The organism is Aneurinibacillus soli (genome assembly GCF_002355375.1).
Classification (GTDB): domain Bacteria; phylum Bacillota; class Bacilli; order Aneurinibacillales; family Aneurinibacillaceae; genus Aneurinibacillus; species Aneurinibacillus soli.
Window position 1 is genome coordinate 1,369,326 of record NZ_AP017312.1, and the last position, 16,988, is coordinate 1,386,313.

At 42.4% G+C, this 16,988-nt stretch carries 16 protein-coding genes and 1 pseudogene; 14 read left to right on the forward strand and 3 right to left on the reverse strand.

The annotated features are described in order from the left end of the window. The first annotated feature begins 24 nt into the window (after window positions 1–24). The 9 genes and pseudogenes from CB4_RS06890 to CB4_RS06930 all read left to right on the forward strand — a co-directional run bounded on the left by CB4_RS06890 (window position 25) and on the right by CB4_RS06930 (window position 9,150). Window positions 25–1,191: a PAAR-like protein gene (locus CB4_RS06890; RefSeq protein ID WP_096464382.1), complete on the forward strand. Its 1,167-nt coding sequence runs from the start codon at window positions 25–27 to the stop codon at window positions 1,189–1,191. Window positions 1,192–1,207: 16 nt separating this feature from the next. Then, complete coding sequence (locus tag CB4_RS06895; RefSeq protein WP_096464384.1) at window positions 1,208–1,741, forward strand: SMI1/KNR4 family protein; 534 nt, start codon at window positions 1,208–1,210, stop codon at window positions 1,739–1,741. Between the two features lie 727 nt (window positions 1,742–2,468). Further along, complete coding sequence (locus CB4_RS06905) at window positions 2,469–4,064, forward strand: DUF4280 domain-containing protein (RefSeq protein ID WP_096464388.1); 1,596 nt, start codon at window positions 2,469–2,471, stop codon at window positions 4,062–4,064. 23 nt (window positions 4,065–4,087) lie between these two features. Next, window positions 4,088–4,789 (forward strand): SMI1/KNR4 family protein, encoded by a 702-nt coding sequence (locus tag CB4_RS06910; RefSeq protein WP_096464390.1) that lies wholly within the window; start codon window positions 4,088–4,090, stop codon window positions 4,787–4,789. Window positions 4,790–5,006: 217 nt separating this feature from the next. Further along, window positions 5,007–6,662 (forward strand): annotated as a pseudogene (locus CB4_RS06915) (IS1634 family transposase). 726 nt (window positions 6,663–7,388) lie between these two features. After that, the gene (locus CB4_RS21470) at window positions 7,389–7,763 is read left to right on the forward strand and encodes a hypothetical protein (RefSeq protein WP_231956176.1); all 375 of its coding nucleotides are present in this window, start codon (window positions 7,389–7,391) and stop codon (window positions 7,761–7,763) included. 14 nt (window positions 7,764–7,777) lie between these two features. Beyond that, complete coding sequence (locus CB4_RS06925; protein ID WP_096464392.1) at window positions 7,778–8,230, forward strand: SUKH-3 domain-containing protein; 453 nt, start codon at window positions 7,778–7,780, stop codon at window positions 8,228–8,230. A gap of 171 nt (window positions 8,231–8,401) precedes the next feature. Continuing rightward, window positions 8,402–8,554, forward strand: coding sequence for a hypothetical protein (locus tag CB4_RS20865; RefSeq protein ID WP_157737843.1), 153 nt, complete (start codon window positions 8,402–8,404; stop codon window positions 8,552–8,554). A 254-nt stretch (window positions 8,555–8,808) separates the two neighbouring features. Beyond that, a complete protein-coding gene (locus tag CB4_RS06930) occupies window positions 8,809–9,150 on the forward strand; it encodes a hypothetical protein (RefSeq protein ID WP_096464394.1) in 342 nt (113 codons plus the stop codon). Window positions 9,151–9,332: 182 nt separating this feature from the next. Here CB4_RS06930 and CB4_RS06935 read toward each other — a convergent pair whose 3' ends face one another. Then, window positions 9,333–9,671, reverse strand: coding sequence for a helix-turn-helix domain-containing protein (locus CB4_RS06935; RefSeq protein ID WP_096464396.1), 339 nt, complete (start codon window positions 9,669–9,671; stop codon window positions 9,333–9,335). 227 nt (window positions 9,672–9,898) lie between these two features. Between CB4_RS06935 and CB4_RS20870 the strand changes: the two genes are divergently transcribed. Further along, window positions 9,899–10,063, forward strand: a complete 165-nt coding sequence (locus CB4_RS20870) for a hypothetical protein (protein WP_157737845.1) — start codon at window positions 9,899–9,901, stop codon at window positions 10,061–10,063. A 165-nt stretch (window positions 10,064–10,228) separates the two neighbouring features. Here the strand turns inward: CB4_RS20870 and CB4_RS06940 are convergent, their stop codons facing one another. Then, entirely contained in the window at window positions 10,229–11,155 is a 927-nt protein-coding gene (locus CB4_RS06940; RefSeq protein WP_096464398.1) for a Na/Pi cotransporter family protein, read from the reverse strand. Window positions 11,156–11,252: 97 nt separating this feature from the next. Here CB4_RS06940 and CB4_RS06945 point away from each other — a divergent pair, with 97 nt between their 5' ends. The 4 genes from CB4_RS06945 to CB4_RS06960 all read left to right on the forward strand — a co-directional run bounded on the left by CB4_RS06945 (window position 11,253) and on the right by CB4_RS06960 (window position 15,151). Further along, complete coding sequence (locus CB4_RS06945; protein WP_096464400.1) at window positions 11,253–11,489, forward strand: group-specific protein; 237 nt, start codon at window positions 11,253–11,255, stop codon at window positions 11,487–11,489. 107 nt (window positions 11,490–11,596) lie between these two features. Then, complete coding sequence (locus CB4_RS06950; RefSeq protein ID WP_096464402.1) at window positions 11,597–12,208, forward strand: lysozyme family protein; 612 nt, start codon at window positions 11,597–11,599, stop codon at window positions 12,206–12,208. A gap of 165 nt (window positions 12,209–12,373) precedes the next feature. After that, window positions 12,374–14,548 (forward strand): sensor domain-containing protein, encoded by a 2,175-nt coding sequence (locus CB4_RS06955; protein ID WP_096464404.1) that lies wholly within the window; start codon window positions 12,374–12,376, stop codon window positions 14,546–14,548. Between the two features lie 75 nt (window positions 14,549–14,623). Next, on the forward strand, window positions 14,624–15,151 hold the full coding sequence (locus CB4_RS06960; RefSeq protein WP_231956177.1) for a YdcF family protein: 528 nt from the start codon (window positions 14,624–14,626) through the stop codon (window positions 15,149–15,151). Between the two features lie 44 nt (window positions 15,152–15,195). On the opposite strand, the gene CB4_RS06965 is transcribed toward CB4_RS06960, so the two are convergent. Beyond that, window positions 15,196–16,899, reverse strand: a complete 1,704-nt coding sequence (locus CB4_RS06965) for a YcdB/YcdC domain-containing protein (protein ID WP_096464408.1) — start codon at window positions 16,897–16,899, stop codon at window positions 15,196–15,198. Window positions 16,900–16,988 lie beyond the last annotated feature (89 nt).

Below are 16,988 nucleotides of genomic sequence, written 5' to 3' on the forward strand. Positions count from 1 at the left end.
CCGAAGAGGAAAGAGGGGAATGCGGTGTATATTAACATTCTTCAGAATGGGGAGGAAGAAAAAAGTTATGTGGTAGCGGGGGCGGTGTTATGTTGTACAATGGGAAGTACACCCAGCCAGTTCCAGTTGCCGTGTAGCTATGGATTATACATTAAAGGCAAGCCGCAGATGAGCATTATGGATTATCAGCCTCACGTGAACGTTCTGCCATTCGGGATATGTGCAAAGGGAATGCCCTGTTCGCCATCCTTGTTCATGCCCTGGATTAACGGGATCAGCAATAAAAGCGTGGGGGATTTTCCATCTTTATCGAATCAGTCCATCACCCTATGTGCAAGTGGAGGGATCATTCAAATTCAAGAGGATGGACAGGGTGGATCAGATGTGCTAACTGGTTCCAGAAAAGTAGAAAACAATCTTGGCTTTTTCGAGCAGCTCGCCAAAATGGGAAATGAAATGAAGATAGGAGTCAATAGAGCTTTAGACGAGATTGGTCCAGCTACTAGACATGTTGGGACTGAATTAATTACTCCTAAAAATTACATACCGTTGACTCGTGAATTAGTTGGACCAGAGAGATTTGACACAATAATGGACAGTAGCAAACCTAAGTCAGAGCGTGCAAATGCAATATTTGGTATAATTGCAGGTATAGCTGAGAACGCTGGTCCTGGAAAGATAGGAAAAGCAGGTAAACAAATTAGCAAGGTAGGAAAAATTGCTCAGGGGACGAGTGATCTTGGAATATCAAAAATAACCAAAGATTCCCCTGGACAAATTATTTTTGGTGAATTAGACCATTTGGGACGACCTACTGGTGTAACAGCAACTATTACTAAAGACATGATAGGAACTGGAAGTAAGGCAAGTCAGTCTATTAAACCTCCGGGATTTTTAGGAGGTGGGCCTGGAAGTCCTGGACACGCCCGTGGTCATTTACTTGGTAACCAATTAGGAGGAACTGGTAAGGATACTCGTAATCTAGTTACGCTTTATCAGAATCCTGTTAACTCCCCTGTGATGAGAGATTTTGAGAGTTCAGTACGAGCTGCTGTAGAAAAAGGAGGAGTAGTTCGTTATCAGTCTATACCAGTTTATGAAGGGAATAATTTAGTCCCTACTGGTGTAACGCTTAAAGCAAGGGGAACGGATGGTTTTTCATTGGATGTAACAATAATAAATAGAAAATAGAGGGAGGTTTTTTGTAATGGAAAAGCTAATAAGAATTATTCCCCCACCTGAAAATCCGCTAAATACTGGGGATGATGTAGAGTGGGAAAATTTCATTACCAATCTGGGAACTGACTTGCCTTCTGATTATAAAAAGTTCATCAAAATATATGGTACGGGTGGTATTGATAATTTCTTATGGATACTTACGCCATTTGTAAGCGATGAAAATATCAACTTTTTAAAGAAACAGAGGGAACTTTCGGATGCCTATTTACAGTCAAAACAAAACTTTCCACAATATTATAAACATAACGTATTTCCACAAAAAGGGGGGCTTCTTCCTTGGGCTTACACAGATAATGGTGATGAATTATATTGGTTAACAGATGGAGAACCTTGCAATTGGAAGATTGTTGTTTACGAGTCTAGGTCTTTCGAGAATTATACTTATTCACTTACGATGACTGAATTTTTGTATCAAATTTTAACAAGAGAATTAGTTTGTGATGCTTTCCCAGATGATTTCCCTAGTGATGAACTACAGTTTATATCAGTTAATGTAGAATAATGACTAATATCTTAACCTTGATCGGCTTCGCGCCTTTCAAGGTTTCTTTTTTATGGTGGGGTTACCTAGTGCCGAATAAATCGCTTTTCCCACTACTAACAAGCATAACCTTGGTTCTACCTATAGGAAGTTTTCCTAAAATGAGATGTACGCACATAAAAGCTGAAAAAAGTATACCCTATTTAACACAATAGCATTACGTTGGACAGGTCGATTATGGTCAGATATTACCATGATTGACCTGTTTTTTGTTACTTCGCTTTCTTGCATTTTTTTCAGATATGACTGCAACGATGTACGTACTTAGAATGATTGATAGTGTGTAAAAACATAAACCAGTCAAATAGACTTTAATCGCAACTAAACGGTATGATGTCCCGACTATTGAGAGTGTAAGGGTCAAAATCAATCTAGTAACGTGCCAATTTACATATAGAAGAGTAGGTTCGTATGGTAAAGGCTAGCCGCCCATCCATATACCATTTTGAGGGGAAACACATGAGCAACACTAAGCTATCCATAGACAGAATCGCCATCAAGTACAGAGATGTTTGTCGGTCATTATTTAACACATTCCAACAGAACATCTGTGATTATTACGGAATTAAGAAGTATATAGGGAGAAAGCATCGTGATGGATGGCATCACGGATATCCAAAGTCCATCGCTTACCATGGGAGGAACGGTCAGGGGATAAACATATCCGAAGACGAAAGAGGGGAATGCGGTGTATATTAACATTCTTCAGAATGGGGAGGAAGAAAAAAGTTATGTGGTAGTGGGAGCGGTGTTATGTTGTACAATGGGAAGTACACCCAGTCAGCTCCAGCTGCCGTGCAGCTATGGATTATACATTAAAGGCAAGCCGCAGATGAGCATTATGGATTATCAGCCTCACGTGAACGTTCTGCCATTCGGTATATGTGCAAAGGGAATGCCCTGTTCACCCTCCCTGTTCATGCCCTGGATTAACGGGATCAGCAATAAAAGCGTGGGGGATTTTCCATCTTTATCGAATCAATCGATCACCTTATGTGCAAGTGGAGGGATCATTCAGATTCAAGAGGATGGACAGGGTGGCTCGGATGTGCTAACGGGTTCCAGAAAAGTAGAAAACAATCTTGGCTTTTTCGAGCAGCTCGCCAAAATGGGAAGTGATATGAAAGCGGGTGTTTATAAATTCGGGAGAGAGATTGGACCGGCTACTTCTTTAGAGCGGCTTGCCGAAATAGAAAATGGAGTGGAAGTGGGTCTTGCTAAATTCGGAAGAGAGATTGGTCCAGCTACTAGACATACTGTGACTGAATTAACTACTCTCAAAAATTACATACCGTTGACTCGTGAATTAGTTGGACCAGAGAGATTTGACACAATAACGGATAGTAGCAAACCGATGTCAGAGCGTGCAAAGGCAGGCCTTGATATAGCTGCGAGTTTTGCTGAGAATGCTGGTCCTGGAAAGATAGGGAAAGCAACTAGACAAATTAGCAAGTTAGGAAACATACCACCGACTCATTTTTCAAATCAAAATCATGCTATACCGTCGAATAGTACTATTACTCAGAAGAAAAGTAATGCTGGACATCAGGTCCCTGGGTCACAAGTGGCTCAAACTACTAAAACACCGAGTAAAAATGTTCCGAATAAAAAGGAGTTACCAAAGGCTGCGAATGGTGGTTCTCAGAACGCTAACGTTTCGACTAAAAACACCAGTAGTAATAAGAGTAAGGGCCAAGCTGTTCCGAATGAAAAGAAGCTACCGAAAGTTGCAAATGGCAGTTCAGAATATAACAATGCTTCTGTTCCAACTAGGAGCACCAACAATCAGGGGACGCCTAAACCTAATGGGAATGTCGGAACTCCACCACGATACGGGAATAGACAGATTACAGATGAAGAATATAAAATGTTAAGAGACGAAACACCAACGCCACAAATAAGAAAACAAGTAAATAAAGGTCATGATAAGAAAGCAGTGACAGAAGATCCAGTTCTCCCTGGAAAAACATTCAAAGGTTCACTAGAAGCCGATCATATTGTCCCTATGGATAAAATAACAAGGATGGATGGATTTGGTAAATTGACAGAAAAGCAGAAACTCGAAGTGTTAAATAATCCAGAGAATTTTATTGGATTAAGTAAATCAGCAAATACTTCGAGAAAAACAAAATCTTACGAAGAGTGGACGCATTATAAAAAGGATAAGCCAGGTCAAATTGAAGTCAATCCTGACTTTAGAAATAAAATGATAAAAAAGGAAAGGGAATTGGAAAGAAAATTACAGCAGCAAATTGATGACTTTAATAGAAAAAATAACCGATGATACTCAAGGAGATGAATGATTAAATGGAGCTTAAGTTAGATTTCTTAAGAGAATATAACGAAAATATACGTCTCGTATCTCCCGACGAAATCAATAATATTAATATTGGTCTTATACCAGATATGTGGCAAGAATTATTTAAAGAACAGGATAAGAAAAAAAGAATCCAGAAAATGTTGAGCGTATGGAGACAGCATATAGGCACTAATCTGTATAATACTATATCCTATTTAGATGAATATCTTGAGGATATTGAACTTATGGAGCTTGATAGTATTTATTCTATTTTGTATACAATTAAAAATTCTAAAGGTGAGTTTTTATATTATGAAGGACGAAATCCTCAGGATAGTTTTGAAAACGAAGAATTAGAATTATCATGGGGGAAAATTCCTGCGTTAATCCGAAACTTCTATGAGAATGTCCATAATGGATTTTATGATTACACAAGTGAATCTATGGGATTAGTACCTTTAGAGTCTGTAACATACTTAGGAGATGAGGATTTAGATTGGGGCATTATAGATGAATTAGAAGAACCTATTCAGATTAATTTGGAGACATCTTTTGGCTTTTTTAGTAATGGTATGGGAAGTTATGTAGCTATCGATTATACGAATTGCAATAATGATAATGCTACTTTTTGGTCAGCAAAGAGACAGCCTAAATATAATGTTAACTTTTGGAATTATGTGGATGAGTGGATTGTAATTGGCTTTGAGTAGTCACTTTTGTGAAGACGTAACTCCTATTACATCTAATAACATACACAACTCATGCTCAACACCACAATACGGACAATTAACTCGTATTGTGGTGTTTTTTGTTCTACAATTTGACGTGACAGCTTTTAACTCACATTCCGCACCTCTAGCTCTCTAAAAACGGGCCATTTTCATGTATGCTAGAATCATTGATTACAGACTAAAGGAGCGGAAGTCAATGATTCAAATCGAAGGCATCTATCAGGCTAACTATTTACATATCCTAAGCGCCATTATGGATGACTTGAAACTCACTCAACAAATGGACCGACTGGTCCATTCTGACCCGCAGTGCAAGACGACGCCAGGCGAAGTGGTCAAACTTTTGGTCCTCCATATCCTAAGTGGGCGTCAGCCACTCGTTCATCTCGAAAAATGGGCGGAACGTCAAGATCTAGACATGTTAATATGAGAAGGAATGCAAGCATCTTGGTTCAATGATGATGCCATCGGCCATCACTTGGATCGAATCGAAGAAGCTGATGTCCATAAAGTAGTCTCGGAATGGCTCCTGCATGTCTATCGTCATGAGGACATTCCCATGCGTGTTTTTCACGGTGACATCACTAGTATGTCCGTTTATGGTGCCTACATCAAGCCCAACGAATCTTTACAAATCGTAGAAGGCTATAGCCGCGATCGGCGTGGGGCTAAACAAATTCAATTTGGCCTCGTAGGAGGCACCGATGGCATTCCCCTGTATGGCGATGTCCATGATGGAAACACATCGGACAAAACATGGAACCCAGATGTATTGGATAAGATTCACAAACAGTGCGCTTCTATTGAACTGTCTGATTTTCTCTATGTAGCCGATTCCGCTGCCATGAGTAAAGCGACCTTACAGGCCGCAAAAGCGGCTAAGGCACACCTTCTTACTCGCGCACCAGCTCAACTCAAAATCGTCAAGGCCGCATTAGAAGCCGCTGATACACCGGATATCCCATGGTCGGATCACGTTACGTTCGCTTCGAGTAAAGAAGGGGCTACCTATCACTGGCTTGAGAGAGCTGCCGAGCATGAAGGTCATGAACTTCGGCTTTTTGTCATCGAGTCCAGTGCCCTCGACAAAAAGAAAGAAAACACGTTACAAGAGCAACGTAAAAGCGAGCGGGATCAGATCAAAAAGGCAGAAAAGCGCTTCACCAAGGAATCCTTTCATTGCCGGAAAGACGCAGAAGCGGCGTGGGACGCTTGGGTAGAAAATCAAAAGCTTCGGTTTCATCATGTATCTTGCTCGATCGTCGAACAAGAAGTCATTCGTAAGAAACGTGGACGTCCGAAGCAGGACGCTCAGCTGGAGACGGATACGTTGTATGGATTGAGACTGATTTATACCGAAGAGGAAGCGTTATTTCAACAAGCTAAACGGAAAGCTTCTCGATTTGTGTTAGCTACGACACTCCCGACGGAGTGGCACAACGAATCAATGGATGGGACAGCCGTACTTGGACTATACAAAGGGCAGATTCATGTCGAGATGAACTTTTCATTTTTAAAAGATCCTGTCTATACGGATGAAATCTACCTAAAGAAGCCCGAGCGTGTAAAGGTACTTGGCTATCTGCTTCTCCTTGCGCTTACCGTGTACCGGGTATTTCAACGCCGCATTCGCCAGCACATTACCGAGCAACAACCGATGCGTTGGGCCGGAGGTCGCATTCTAAAAAAGCCAACGGGAGAAGCCATTTTTCACATTTTTAAGTATCTACAAGTTGTCGTATTACGAGGTCTAAACGGAACACGAATCCGCCAATTTGATCAGCCGTTAACGAAAGAACAAAGCCGTGTATTAACTTCTCTCGGCCTAGACGAATCGATTTATCTTGGATAGTTGCATACTTTCTACAGCGATGGTTATCTATGAAAAATAGCCATCGTTTGTTGGCGTTCCTTCTTAAATCCCTTTAAAAATTCACCTTCTGCTCTCATACGCAGGGTGCGAAATGTGAGTTTTAAATAAACTTCGCCCAGTACCTAGCGGATTATTTCCTTCACTATTAACAAACATAACCTCAATAATGCCTGTACGATATTTCCTTGATTTCTTTGTACGTACATCATGAAATGTCTTGAAATATATAAGCTATTCCTCATTTGCAATCCTTTCATTTCATCCTCAATATGTTCACCTCCTATCGTTCTTGTTTTCAAAATCATAACCTTCGTTATCTCATGTTTTTCGATAATTCATATTTCATGCAAGAATTTTAATCATACATCGACAACTAGGGTAAGAAAAATAATAAGATTCCATACTAAGCTAATTGTAATTTTTTAGGGTGCATAATGATTGCTTATGTAGAGGAACTTCATTAATCTGATAACGTGCCAGTTTATACACAGGGACAGCTCATTCCTGCAGTCGAGTAGCAGAAGGCAGGATGATAGAATAGAAGGCGAGAGCTAGACTATTACAGTACCTACCTTTCCTTTATGAGGTTGTAGTTTTACAACTTAGGGGACGGGTAAAACCGTACCTAATCCAAATTCAAAAGCTAGCGCACAAGTCTTAAATCTAAAAAATGTAGATGATGCTGCAAAACAGTATGCCTCTAGCTTGAGAAATAGTATCCTTAATGGAACAGTTCGGAAGACGACTGGTGGAAAGATTGACGCAAAAGTATTGAGCGTCGCAGTAGATAAAAAGACAGGCGAGATGTTTTATGGAATAAGTGGATCAAAAAATAACCCGACTAGGTTAAATGAAACACATCCAGACTTACAGAAGATTATTGATCGTAAAAGGGTATCTGAAACGAACTATCCATTAGATAACTGTGGAGAGTTCAATACCATTAACCACGCTCTATTAAATGGAAATAAAATTACCGATCTGAAAATGTATACGATCAACATTAAGTCTGGTGAATTTAAAGAAATGTGTTTGAACTGTGATTCGATGTACAGTAAATTAATTACGATTATTAAATAACAAGGAGCGGAATCATGGAAGATAAGGTGCGAGATTTACTTCAGAAAGCAGGCTGGTTTAAGGGACGAGAAGTGGATATTAGCGAATACTTTAATTTTTTGAATTATGAAGAATATTATGTTTTTGAGAGTGCAGTTGATTTTCTAAAAGAATATGGTGGTTTGATAATCCAATTTGAAAATCCTAGAAGATCAGACAGCTATTTAACTTTGACTATTAATCCAATTGATGCAGCAAGCTCAATTTTCCGAGAAGTATCGAAAAGATATGAAAGATATTGTAACGAATCATTTGTTATCGTTGGAGAAATCCCACTTATGGATATGACTTGGTATATTTCTTCATCAGGAGCTTTTTATGGTGGAAACGATGATTTTCTTATCCGTTTAGGAGACGATTTTTGTCAGGCACTTTATAATATAGCGAGTGGTGTGGAATTAGAAGTTATTACTGTTGAAGATGAATAGAGAGGATAGTAGGAGATTTATAATCTAACGCTTAGATCGTACAATACATCAACAAACCAAACGCTAAAGAACTTTGCAAACACGCTTGATAAACTCTTAAAGGCTTATTCCAACTTAAACGATGAGGAGGAATGAGCCTTTTTGTATGTTCAAAATTGAAGGAGTAAGACAATGGTAAAGCAGGTAAAGGTGGGGCTACCCAGTGCCGAATTATTCCTAACTATGTCTTTTTTGTTTAATGGGGGGCAACAAACAGGAGATGAGAAAATTTTTATCCCCAATATGACCAAAAAGGGACGCTCTAACGTCCAAAAATCACCCTAAGAGCCTTCTTAAAACCTAATATGATAGAAGATTTGGGCGAGATGATAAAATGGAAATTGACCCAGTTAAAAACGCCCGTAACCATTTAAGCAAGCGAAGCAGGTAAGTGAACTTTAAAAGTAGCGTGTGGGCGGTTTAAAATTCCACCTTTCCGTGTGATTGAACTGGCACACTATTTTAAACCGTTTTAAAACCGCCGAACGATTCACCCTATATTCCTAAATAATACGAGTACGTGATACAGGGTGATCATAATGGCGGTTAAACTAGACGAGCTTTTGAAGTGGAAAAAGAGTCCGATTTTGGACGGGATGCTAGATGAGGGAATAAGTCCGAATAAGTGTGCCGAATGGCTACGAAGTGAAGGATTTTCCATATCGACTCCTACCGTCTACACGTATGCCAAACGGCGAAAAAGGACGATCTACGAGTCGATTACTCGTGAGGGGATGGGTTCTGTTCGTGAGCTTGACCCTGAGACGAAAAAGTTTAAAAAGCAGAGCGAGGATACGTTTGCGGTGAAGGAAGTAGTCACGAAGCGGTCTAAGACGAGGGTAAAGAGCGATAGTAAAAGTTCTTCTCACATACGTTCCTGAAAATCAGCGGGAAGACTGCCTTTCTGAGATGGAAAGAGTTACGAGAGGGTATTACGAGTCAATAGGACTCGGTGAAATGTACCGAGCGGAAACGGAAGAATAGCCTTTCCAAGCGAACAGCCCCTATCACACCCATTTTTGGGCGTAGGGGCTGTTTCGTTTTTTATATGGGACGGGAGAATTCATTCTGATTTTACATCTATTGCGGTAAGTATATCTTTGTTAATTTTGGTTAGCAGCGTAATCTCGGAAGTACGTCTGCTACTTAACATAACCATATGTTCATCTAATGCTTGTTGACGGTTTGTATATTCTTCAGTACGAAATAATTCTAAGGCAGGTACTTGTAAAGCCGTAGCGATTTTATCTAACGTTTCTAACGAAATATTTCTTCCCCCTCGTTCAACCCCACCTATATAGCTGTAATGAAGAGATGCCGCCTCGGCTAACTGTTCTTGTGTCCAACCCTTCGCTTTCCTAAGTTCGCGTATCCTATTTCCGACTCTCTCCGGTAACTTCACATATACCACCTCTTCTTTAAGGTTAGAAAAGGTATATACCGAATTACAGATAAATAAACACAAAATAATAAAATTGAAAACTTTACTTAAAAGTACTATTATACAAGTGTAAGACAATATAAATGATGGTGAGATAAGATAAGCCCTTCTACAAGAAGCCGAAAAAGGGAAGTCATACATAATGAGAAGAGCGGACGACTACAAAAATGCAAAAGAAGGTGTGAAAGATGAGTGAGTATCTTGATGATCTGACCAAAGAAAGAGTCGGCTATGTGATGCGGAACGAGAAAAACGGCGTGATCATTCGGTGTACAGAGGATTTTGTGAAGTACTGGAAGACACGAGGCTTCGAAATCATAGAAGCAGCCCCGATTCGATTTATGGAGGAATAGCTTCGTGGGAGGAGGCTGAAGGTTTGCGAACTTAGACTGAATTCTGGACAGACAGAGCCGAGAATGCGAAAATAAAAGCATTCTCGGCTCTGTATAACAATGAGGAAACAGCATGAAATGAAATGCTGAATTCCAATTGTTCAACGCATTTAGAAATAGTGGGCGTTACCTGTCCTTTATAAAGGTGCGGGCAAGTCGGGCGATAGAGTGAGAGAATGGGAGCGCCAGCACGGAACAAACAACATTAAAGATCATCTGAGCATGGGCAATCTGCACATCCGGATGCATGGTCAACATGCGTACCAGATCGGCAAGCGGTTCAATGAACGGCCAGAATAAGAGAACACCTGCAACATTCAGGAAAACATGCACCCAGGCGACCTGTTTAGCCGCTGCCGAACTCCCGAGGGCGGCCAGTACAGCAGTCACACACGTGCCGATGTTGCTGCCAAGAATAATGGCAATGCCCATCGTAAGCGACAACACATGCTCGTTCAAGAAGCCCATCGTAAGCGCCGTTACTGCCGAACCGCTGTGCAAAAGCGCAGTAAAAGCTGCTCCAAGAATAATTCCGTTCAAGTTTGAGGCGTGTTCCCCGGTAAGGGTCGAGAGGAAAAAACTACTTTCCTGTAGCGGCCCTGTAATGGCCTGCATCATACGAATCCCAAGAAAGATACAGCCGAACCCGGCTAATGATGCGCCCAGTGCTTTGATAAACGTATGGCGGATGAAATACATCACGCCTCCGATTATAAACAGCGGAAGTGCAAGTTTATGCGGATTTAAGGCAATCAGTTGCGTGGTGAATGTGGTGCCAATATTCGTGCCGAGGATGATCCCAACCGTCTGAGGAAATGTCAAAAGCCGGGCATTTACAAGCCCGATCGTAATAACCGTAACCGCGCTGCTGCTTTGGACAAGCATGGTAATCAATGTCCCGGTGAGCATACCGCGCGATGGTGTGCGGGTGAAGGTAAGCAGCCAGCGCTGCAGCTTATCGCCTGTTATCTCCAATAAGCCAAGCCGCATCAGGCGCATACCGCCAAGGAACAGGCCGAGCCCTGCAAACATGGGCCAGAGAAGCGCTGTCATAAGATGCCCCCTTTTCTACGTGGTTCACTTCACTATATGCAGGGAGGGGGACGGGCATGACAGGCTCACATAATCAAATGAGAGAGAAGGAAACGATATGGAAAAGAAAAACACGTGCAATCTTGATCACACAATAGAAGATGTGCAAAAAAAATACGAGGCAATCAAGCCGCATCTGCCGGAGAATAGTACCGCAGCGCTTGCTTTATACCTCGCACAATCCCGTACGCAGGAAGAGTTGAATGAAGTGTTTCACTTGCTTAAAAAATATGATCTCGCGGATGTGGAAGAACAGGCACGCCGCAACGCAGAATTCGCCCGACTGTTATTTTAGGTCAGGGCTTTTTTGTAGAATATTTTACCATATTTTTTAAAAAATACGTGCTACTTTTTTCTGGTCTATTCGTATAAGAAAACAGACACAGAATAAAGGAGAGGACAATGAACCGGATAAAAAAGTGGACTCGGAATTTTATGCTAGTCATTGCGATAGCCGCAGTAGGTATGATTGGTCTGATGATTTTCCTATGGAGTAGAGGAGAAGCACCACAGATTGATCCGTATGCGCATGTAAAAAAATATGAGCCCGCCCTGCATAGCGAGCTGACGCGGTACGGTTTGGAGCAGCAAACCGATGTCTTGTTAGCACTGATGTATCAGGAAAGCCAGGGCAAAGGTGGAGACCCGATGCAGGCATCCGAATCAGCAGGATTGTCGCCGAACACCATTACAGATCCCAAACAAAGCATCCGGCAGGGCGTTCGTCATTTTCATAACGTGTATATATATGGTAAGAAGAAGCATGTAGATATGGCGACGATTATTCAGGCGTACAACATGGGGCCTGGCTATATTGACTTTGTGGCTGCACATGGCCAGAAGCACTCCGAAGAACTGGCCAGACAGTACTCTGCGATTCAAGTAAAAAAAGCGCCGAATGTATACAAATGCGGTGATGATCAGGGAAACTTTCGGTATCCATATTGCTATGGGGACTTTTCGTATACAACAAAAATACTACAGGTAGAACCAAAAATAAAAGGAGAACTGTAGATACCGGGCGATGGGGCAAAAGTAAAAACCGTAGCAGATGAAGGCTAGATGCTAGAAATTACTTTGAAAAATAAATGACTCTTTCACTGTTACGGTTGCAAACTTATTCCGATATGTGGTATTAAAGAGTAAGATGACTTTTTTCCTAAGCTAAGAGGTGCTTCTATGGATACTGCTTTCGACAATCAATTTATTCTTGAAAAACTACATGCATTCACTTCATCTATTTCAGAAAATGAAACGCATCAGAACAAGCATGACGGAACCATGGAGCAGATTCATACACTTGTGAATAACTTTGCAGATGTATGGCGAGCACTAGATGAATCAACAATTGTGGCGCTGACGGATACAGCCGGAAAAATTATATACGCAAATGAAAAATTTTGCGAAATATCGAAATACTCAAGGGAAGAACTGATCGGAAATACCCATCGTTTGTTGAATTCAGGGTACCACGGACGAGAATTTTTTCAGAAGATGTGGGACACTATTATCAGAGGCGAAGTATGGAGCGAAGAAGTAAAGAATAAAGCAAAAGACGGAACATTTTACTGGGTCAAAACAACCGTTGTCCCGCTTCTTGATGATGACGGTATGCCGTATCGCTATATCACGTTTCGTACCGATATTACAGAAGGGAAAATGGCAGAAGAAAAGCTCCGCGAGGGTTTGAAAAACGATTTTATTCGCACAGTAAATGCGCTTCACAACATTGTATTCAAGCTCCACCGCAATGAAAATGGTGTGCCGGTTTACACTTTATTTGAAGGAAAGCTCGCTAGTCAGCTCGGTCTTCGTACCGGCAATGTACTTGGCAAAACTCCATATGACGTGTTTCCTATAGAGGTAGCAGAACTTATGGATCAGCATAATCTTGAGGCATTTGACGGCAAGCGAGTGATCTATAATCATCGCTATATGAATCGTGATTTCCATACCACATTATCACCGATTATTGAAAATAACAATGTCATTGAGATTATTGGTTCCACAAGTGAAATTACAGATTTGAAGCGTGCAGAGGAAATCATTCGTCGCATGGCGTATCAAGATTCTTTAACTAAACTTCCGAATCGCAGGATGTTTACAGAAGATCTGACACGCGCCTTACAAAAAGCGAGTGAAGCAGATTATGAAATCGCTGTGCTGTTTATTGATCTTGATCGCTTCAAACAGATTAATGATACGTTTGGTCATAGTATTGGGGACAAGCTGCTTGTGAATGTGGCAGAACGGCTGATTGAGTATATGACTGGAGATGGGCATGTGTACCGCCTGGGTGGGGATGAATTTGTTGTACTTATCCGGGAAGTAGACGCGAAAGCAAGTGCGGAGATTGTCGCGCGTGAACTGCTTTATGCGTTTCGGACAACATTTCCGCTCGATCATCATGAGTTTTTCATTACGTGCAGTATTGGGATTGCCATCTATCCTTTTGCGGGGCTTGATATGGAATCGTTAATGAAGAACGCAGATACGGCGATGTATTATGCCAAAAATCATGGACGTAACGGGTATCGTTTCTATACACCTGAAATGAACGCTACATACGAAGATCATTTGCGGCTTGAGATTGACTTGCGTCGCGCGCTTGAGAACCAGGAGTTTGAGCTGTACTATCAACCTAAAGTGGACATTGATACCGGAAAGTTGACGGGGATGGAAGCTCTCTTGCGCTGGAATCATCCGAAAAAAGGCTATATTTCTCCTGCATCCTTTATTCCAATTGCGGAAGAGACGGGGCTTATTATCCCACTTGGAGAATTGGTACTGAAAATGGCATGCGCCCAGAACAAAAAATGGATGGAAGCGGGATACCCTAAACTTTGTGTGGCTGTGAATGTATCAGCCATCCAATTTCAACAGCCGGATTTTGTACTTCTTATCGAGATGATTCTGCAGTCGACTGGGCTTGATCCGGAATATCTTGAACTTGAAATGACAGAGAACAGCATGATGAATGATGTGGAAGAGAGTCTGTCTACCCTTCGCGAACTGCATCAGCTCGGGATTTCGATTGCGATTGATGACTTCGGAACGGGATATTCGTCGCTCGGGTATTTGAAGAGATTCCCGATCAATGCATTAAAAGTCGACCGTTCTTTCGTCAAGGATGTTACGACGGATGCGGGAGATGCGGCGATTGTAAAAGCAGTGATCCATCTGGCGCACAGTATGGGACTTACTGTGGTGGCAGAAGGAGTGGAAACGGAGGAGGTTCTCCGCTTTTTGCGTGAACAAGAATGTGATGAGGTGCAGGGCTATTATTATAGTCGGCCACTTCCAGAACGGGAGTTTACCGATCTTCTTGAAAGAGGTATATGTTTTACTTCCTAATGTGCTGAAGGGGACGATAGTTCGTATGCGAAGCAGGAAACAAAAAAAATTGTGGGCTTTCTTTTATTTCTTCTGGTGCTTGGGGCCGGGTATATTGGATGGGCCTATGAAAAAATGACAGAAGCGGCAAGTCGTCATGCAGAGCCTGGGATTCCGTATATGATTGTGCTGGGCGCTGCAGTGCATGGAGAGACAATGTCCTGGACGCTGCAAAACCGGATGGAAACCGCGCTTGCCTACCTGCGTGCCAATCCGCAGACGAAAGCGATCGTATCCGGCGGGCAGGGAAGAGGCGAAGACGTCACGGAAGCGAGTGTCATGCAGAAGTTTTTGCTTGCGAATGGCATTGCCTCAGAACGGGTTCTGCTAGAAGATAAGTCAACTTCCACAGCGGAAAATATTCGCTTCTCGCATAAGTTTTTGACAGGAAATCGTGTGGTGCTTGTGACGAATGATTTTCATGCGTACCGGGCGTTATGGCTGGCAGAGCGGGAAGGGATGCAGGCGGATATATTAATTGCACCAACGCCGCCGATTGTGCGTACGCAAATGTGGCTGCGTGAATATGTAGCACTAGGTAAATCACTCTTATTTGATCGTTAAAAAACGCTGTAGAGCCGGGGGGCTATACAGCGTTTTTTTCATGTTTAGTAATTGTCCGATTCGAAGGGAACCGTCGTATAGGTACCGGTCCGGGCATCCACATAGGAATCGCCTGGAATCGGTCCTGTAATGCGGTATACAAGTACAGGAGACGGGGCTCGCTGCCCGAAATAATCAGGCCACATATATTCTAACATAAGCTTTGTGTTCTGAGAAAACGTGCGGGCTACATCAGCGCGAGATGCGAGAGAAGATGCAGGCGGCAGGCTAGGAGCCGGGCGCTCGGGTGATAAAGAAAAGCTGGTGATTTCGCCTGCTGTATTTACGGTAACAAAGCTAGAGCGGTCACGTATCGGAATTCCGTCTTTCTGCTCAGTAAAGCGGAACTCATACTCTCCCATCTGGTTTTCTTGTACGAAAGTCTGGATTTTTGTTTTGTCTGCCCAGAATGGGAGAGTCTCCTTTTCACTGGAATGAAAATAATAGACTTTCATGGAATCAGCAGTAGTGGACACATAAGTTTGGATAAATTGAGCCGCTTTCTCGAACGCTTCTTCCTTTGTGACCATCTGATCTTCCTGACCTGTTTTCGTTACATCTACATGTAGAATTTGTTTAGTTACTTTATCGATCATAACATTAGCAGCGGCATTCGTATCATCGTTCCACCACGTATAAGCTACTGCCGTATTGACATATTGAGGATGAACGATCTTCTGCTCTTGCTCATCCACCTTCCAGCCGCTTACATCTACTCCGCATACGTTGAGGAGAACATGGGCTGCTTCTTCCTGAGAGGAAGCGTGCAGTTTTTGTTCCGCCGGTGCAAGAGATATCTGTTTCCATGGTTCAAACCGATTTTCCGATTCGTTCTGTACGTCACCTGTTACAAGGTCAACCGCTTTGCCGGTAAAAGCGTTCACTGCAACCGGGAGATTCATATCATAGCGAAGCACGGGTTGAATCGTTTTTATCCCATTTTTTCCTTGCGTATAGGAAGGCTGCTGTTCCACATAGGAAAGGGATACACGTTCCGGCGTGAACAGATGCTTTTTCAACGTATCCGTTTTGAGTGCATCCTTTGGATCAGGCAACACAGCTTGCGAAAGGGATGGCGGATTGTATTCAAAGCGTACAACATGCCCGGTAGCATCGACATCCATACGCGGTCCGACGCCGCCCGTAGACGTTGGAATTCCGTTAATGAGTAGCGGGAATTCGACAGTTCGGTGTGCCCATGTCGATTTAGTCCCATCCGGGTATTGAATAGACGAGGAGCCTCGGCCGTTTGAGACAGGAGTTCCGAATTGGGACAGTTGTTTCGAGCCGAACCAATTAAATAGAAACTTCTGTGCTTGTTCTTTGGCGAAGGAAGCGGAAGGTTCTAAAGACGAGCTTCGATCATGAAATTGGAAAGAAAAGCTTCGTAGTTCGCCTGTCTTACTACGGATATCGATATAGGCACTCGATAAGGGCGTTGGATCCTCTCCTTCGAGCATACGAATCGTTGTAATGCCGGTCTGGTCAGATGTAGAGCAGTTTTTAAGCTGTAGCTTTTTTAATTTTGGTTCCATTGTAAATAGCCGATCCAGTGTTTTCTGGACGGCAGGTGTAAGCTGACTTTTACTTGCAGATTGTATGGTTAAAGGCATACTCCCTGTGGCAGCTGCCTCGGCCGGAATGGCAGAGAGAGTTGTCCCGAGGCCGGTAAGCAGCAGAGCTGCTGCCAGGCAGGTGTTCCGTTTCATAACCTTTCCCCCTTGATTCTCTCTTTAATAAGTTCGTTCAATTTTCCTCTATTGTATGATAGCGGAAGCAATATATTTCAATGATACTT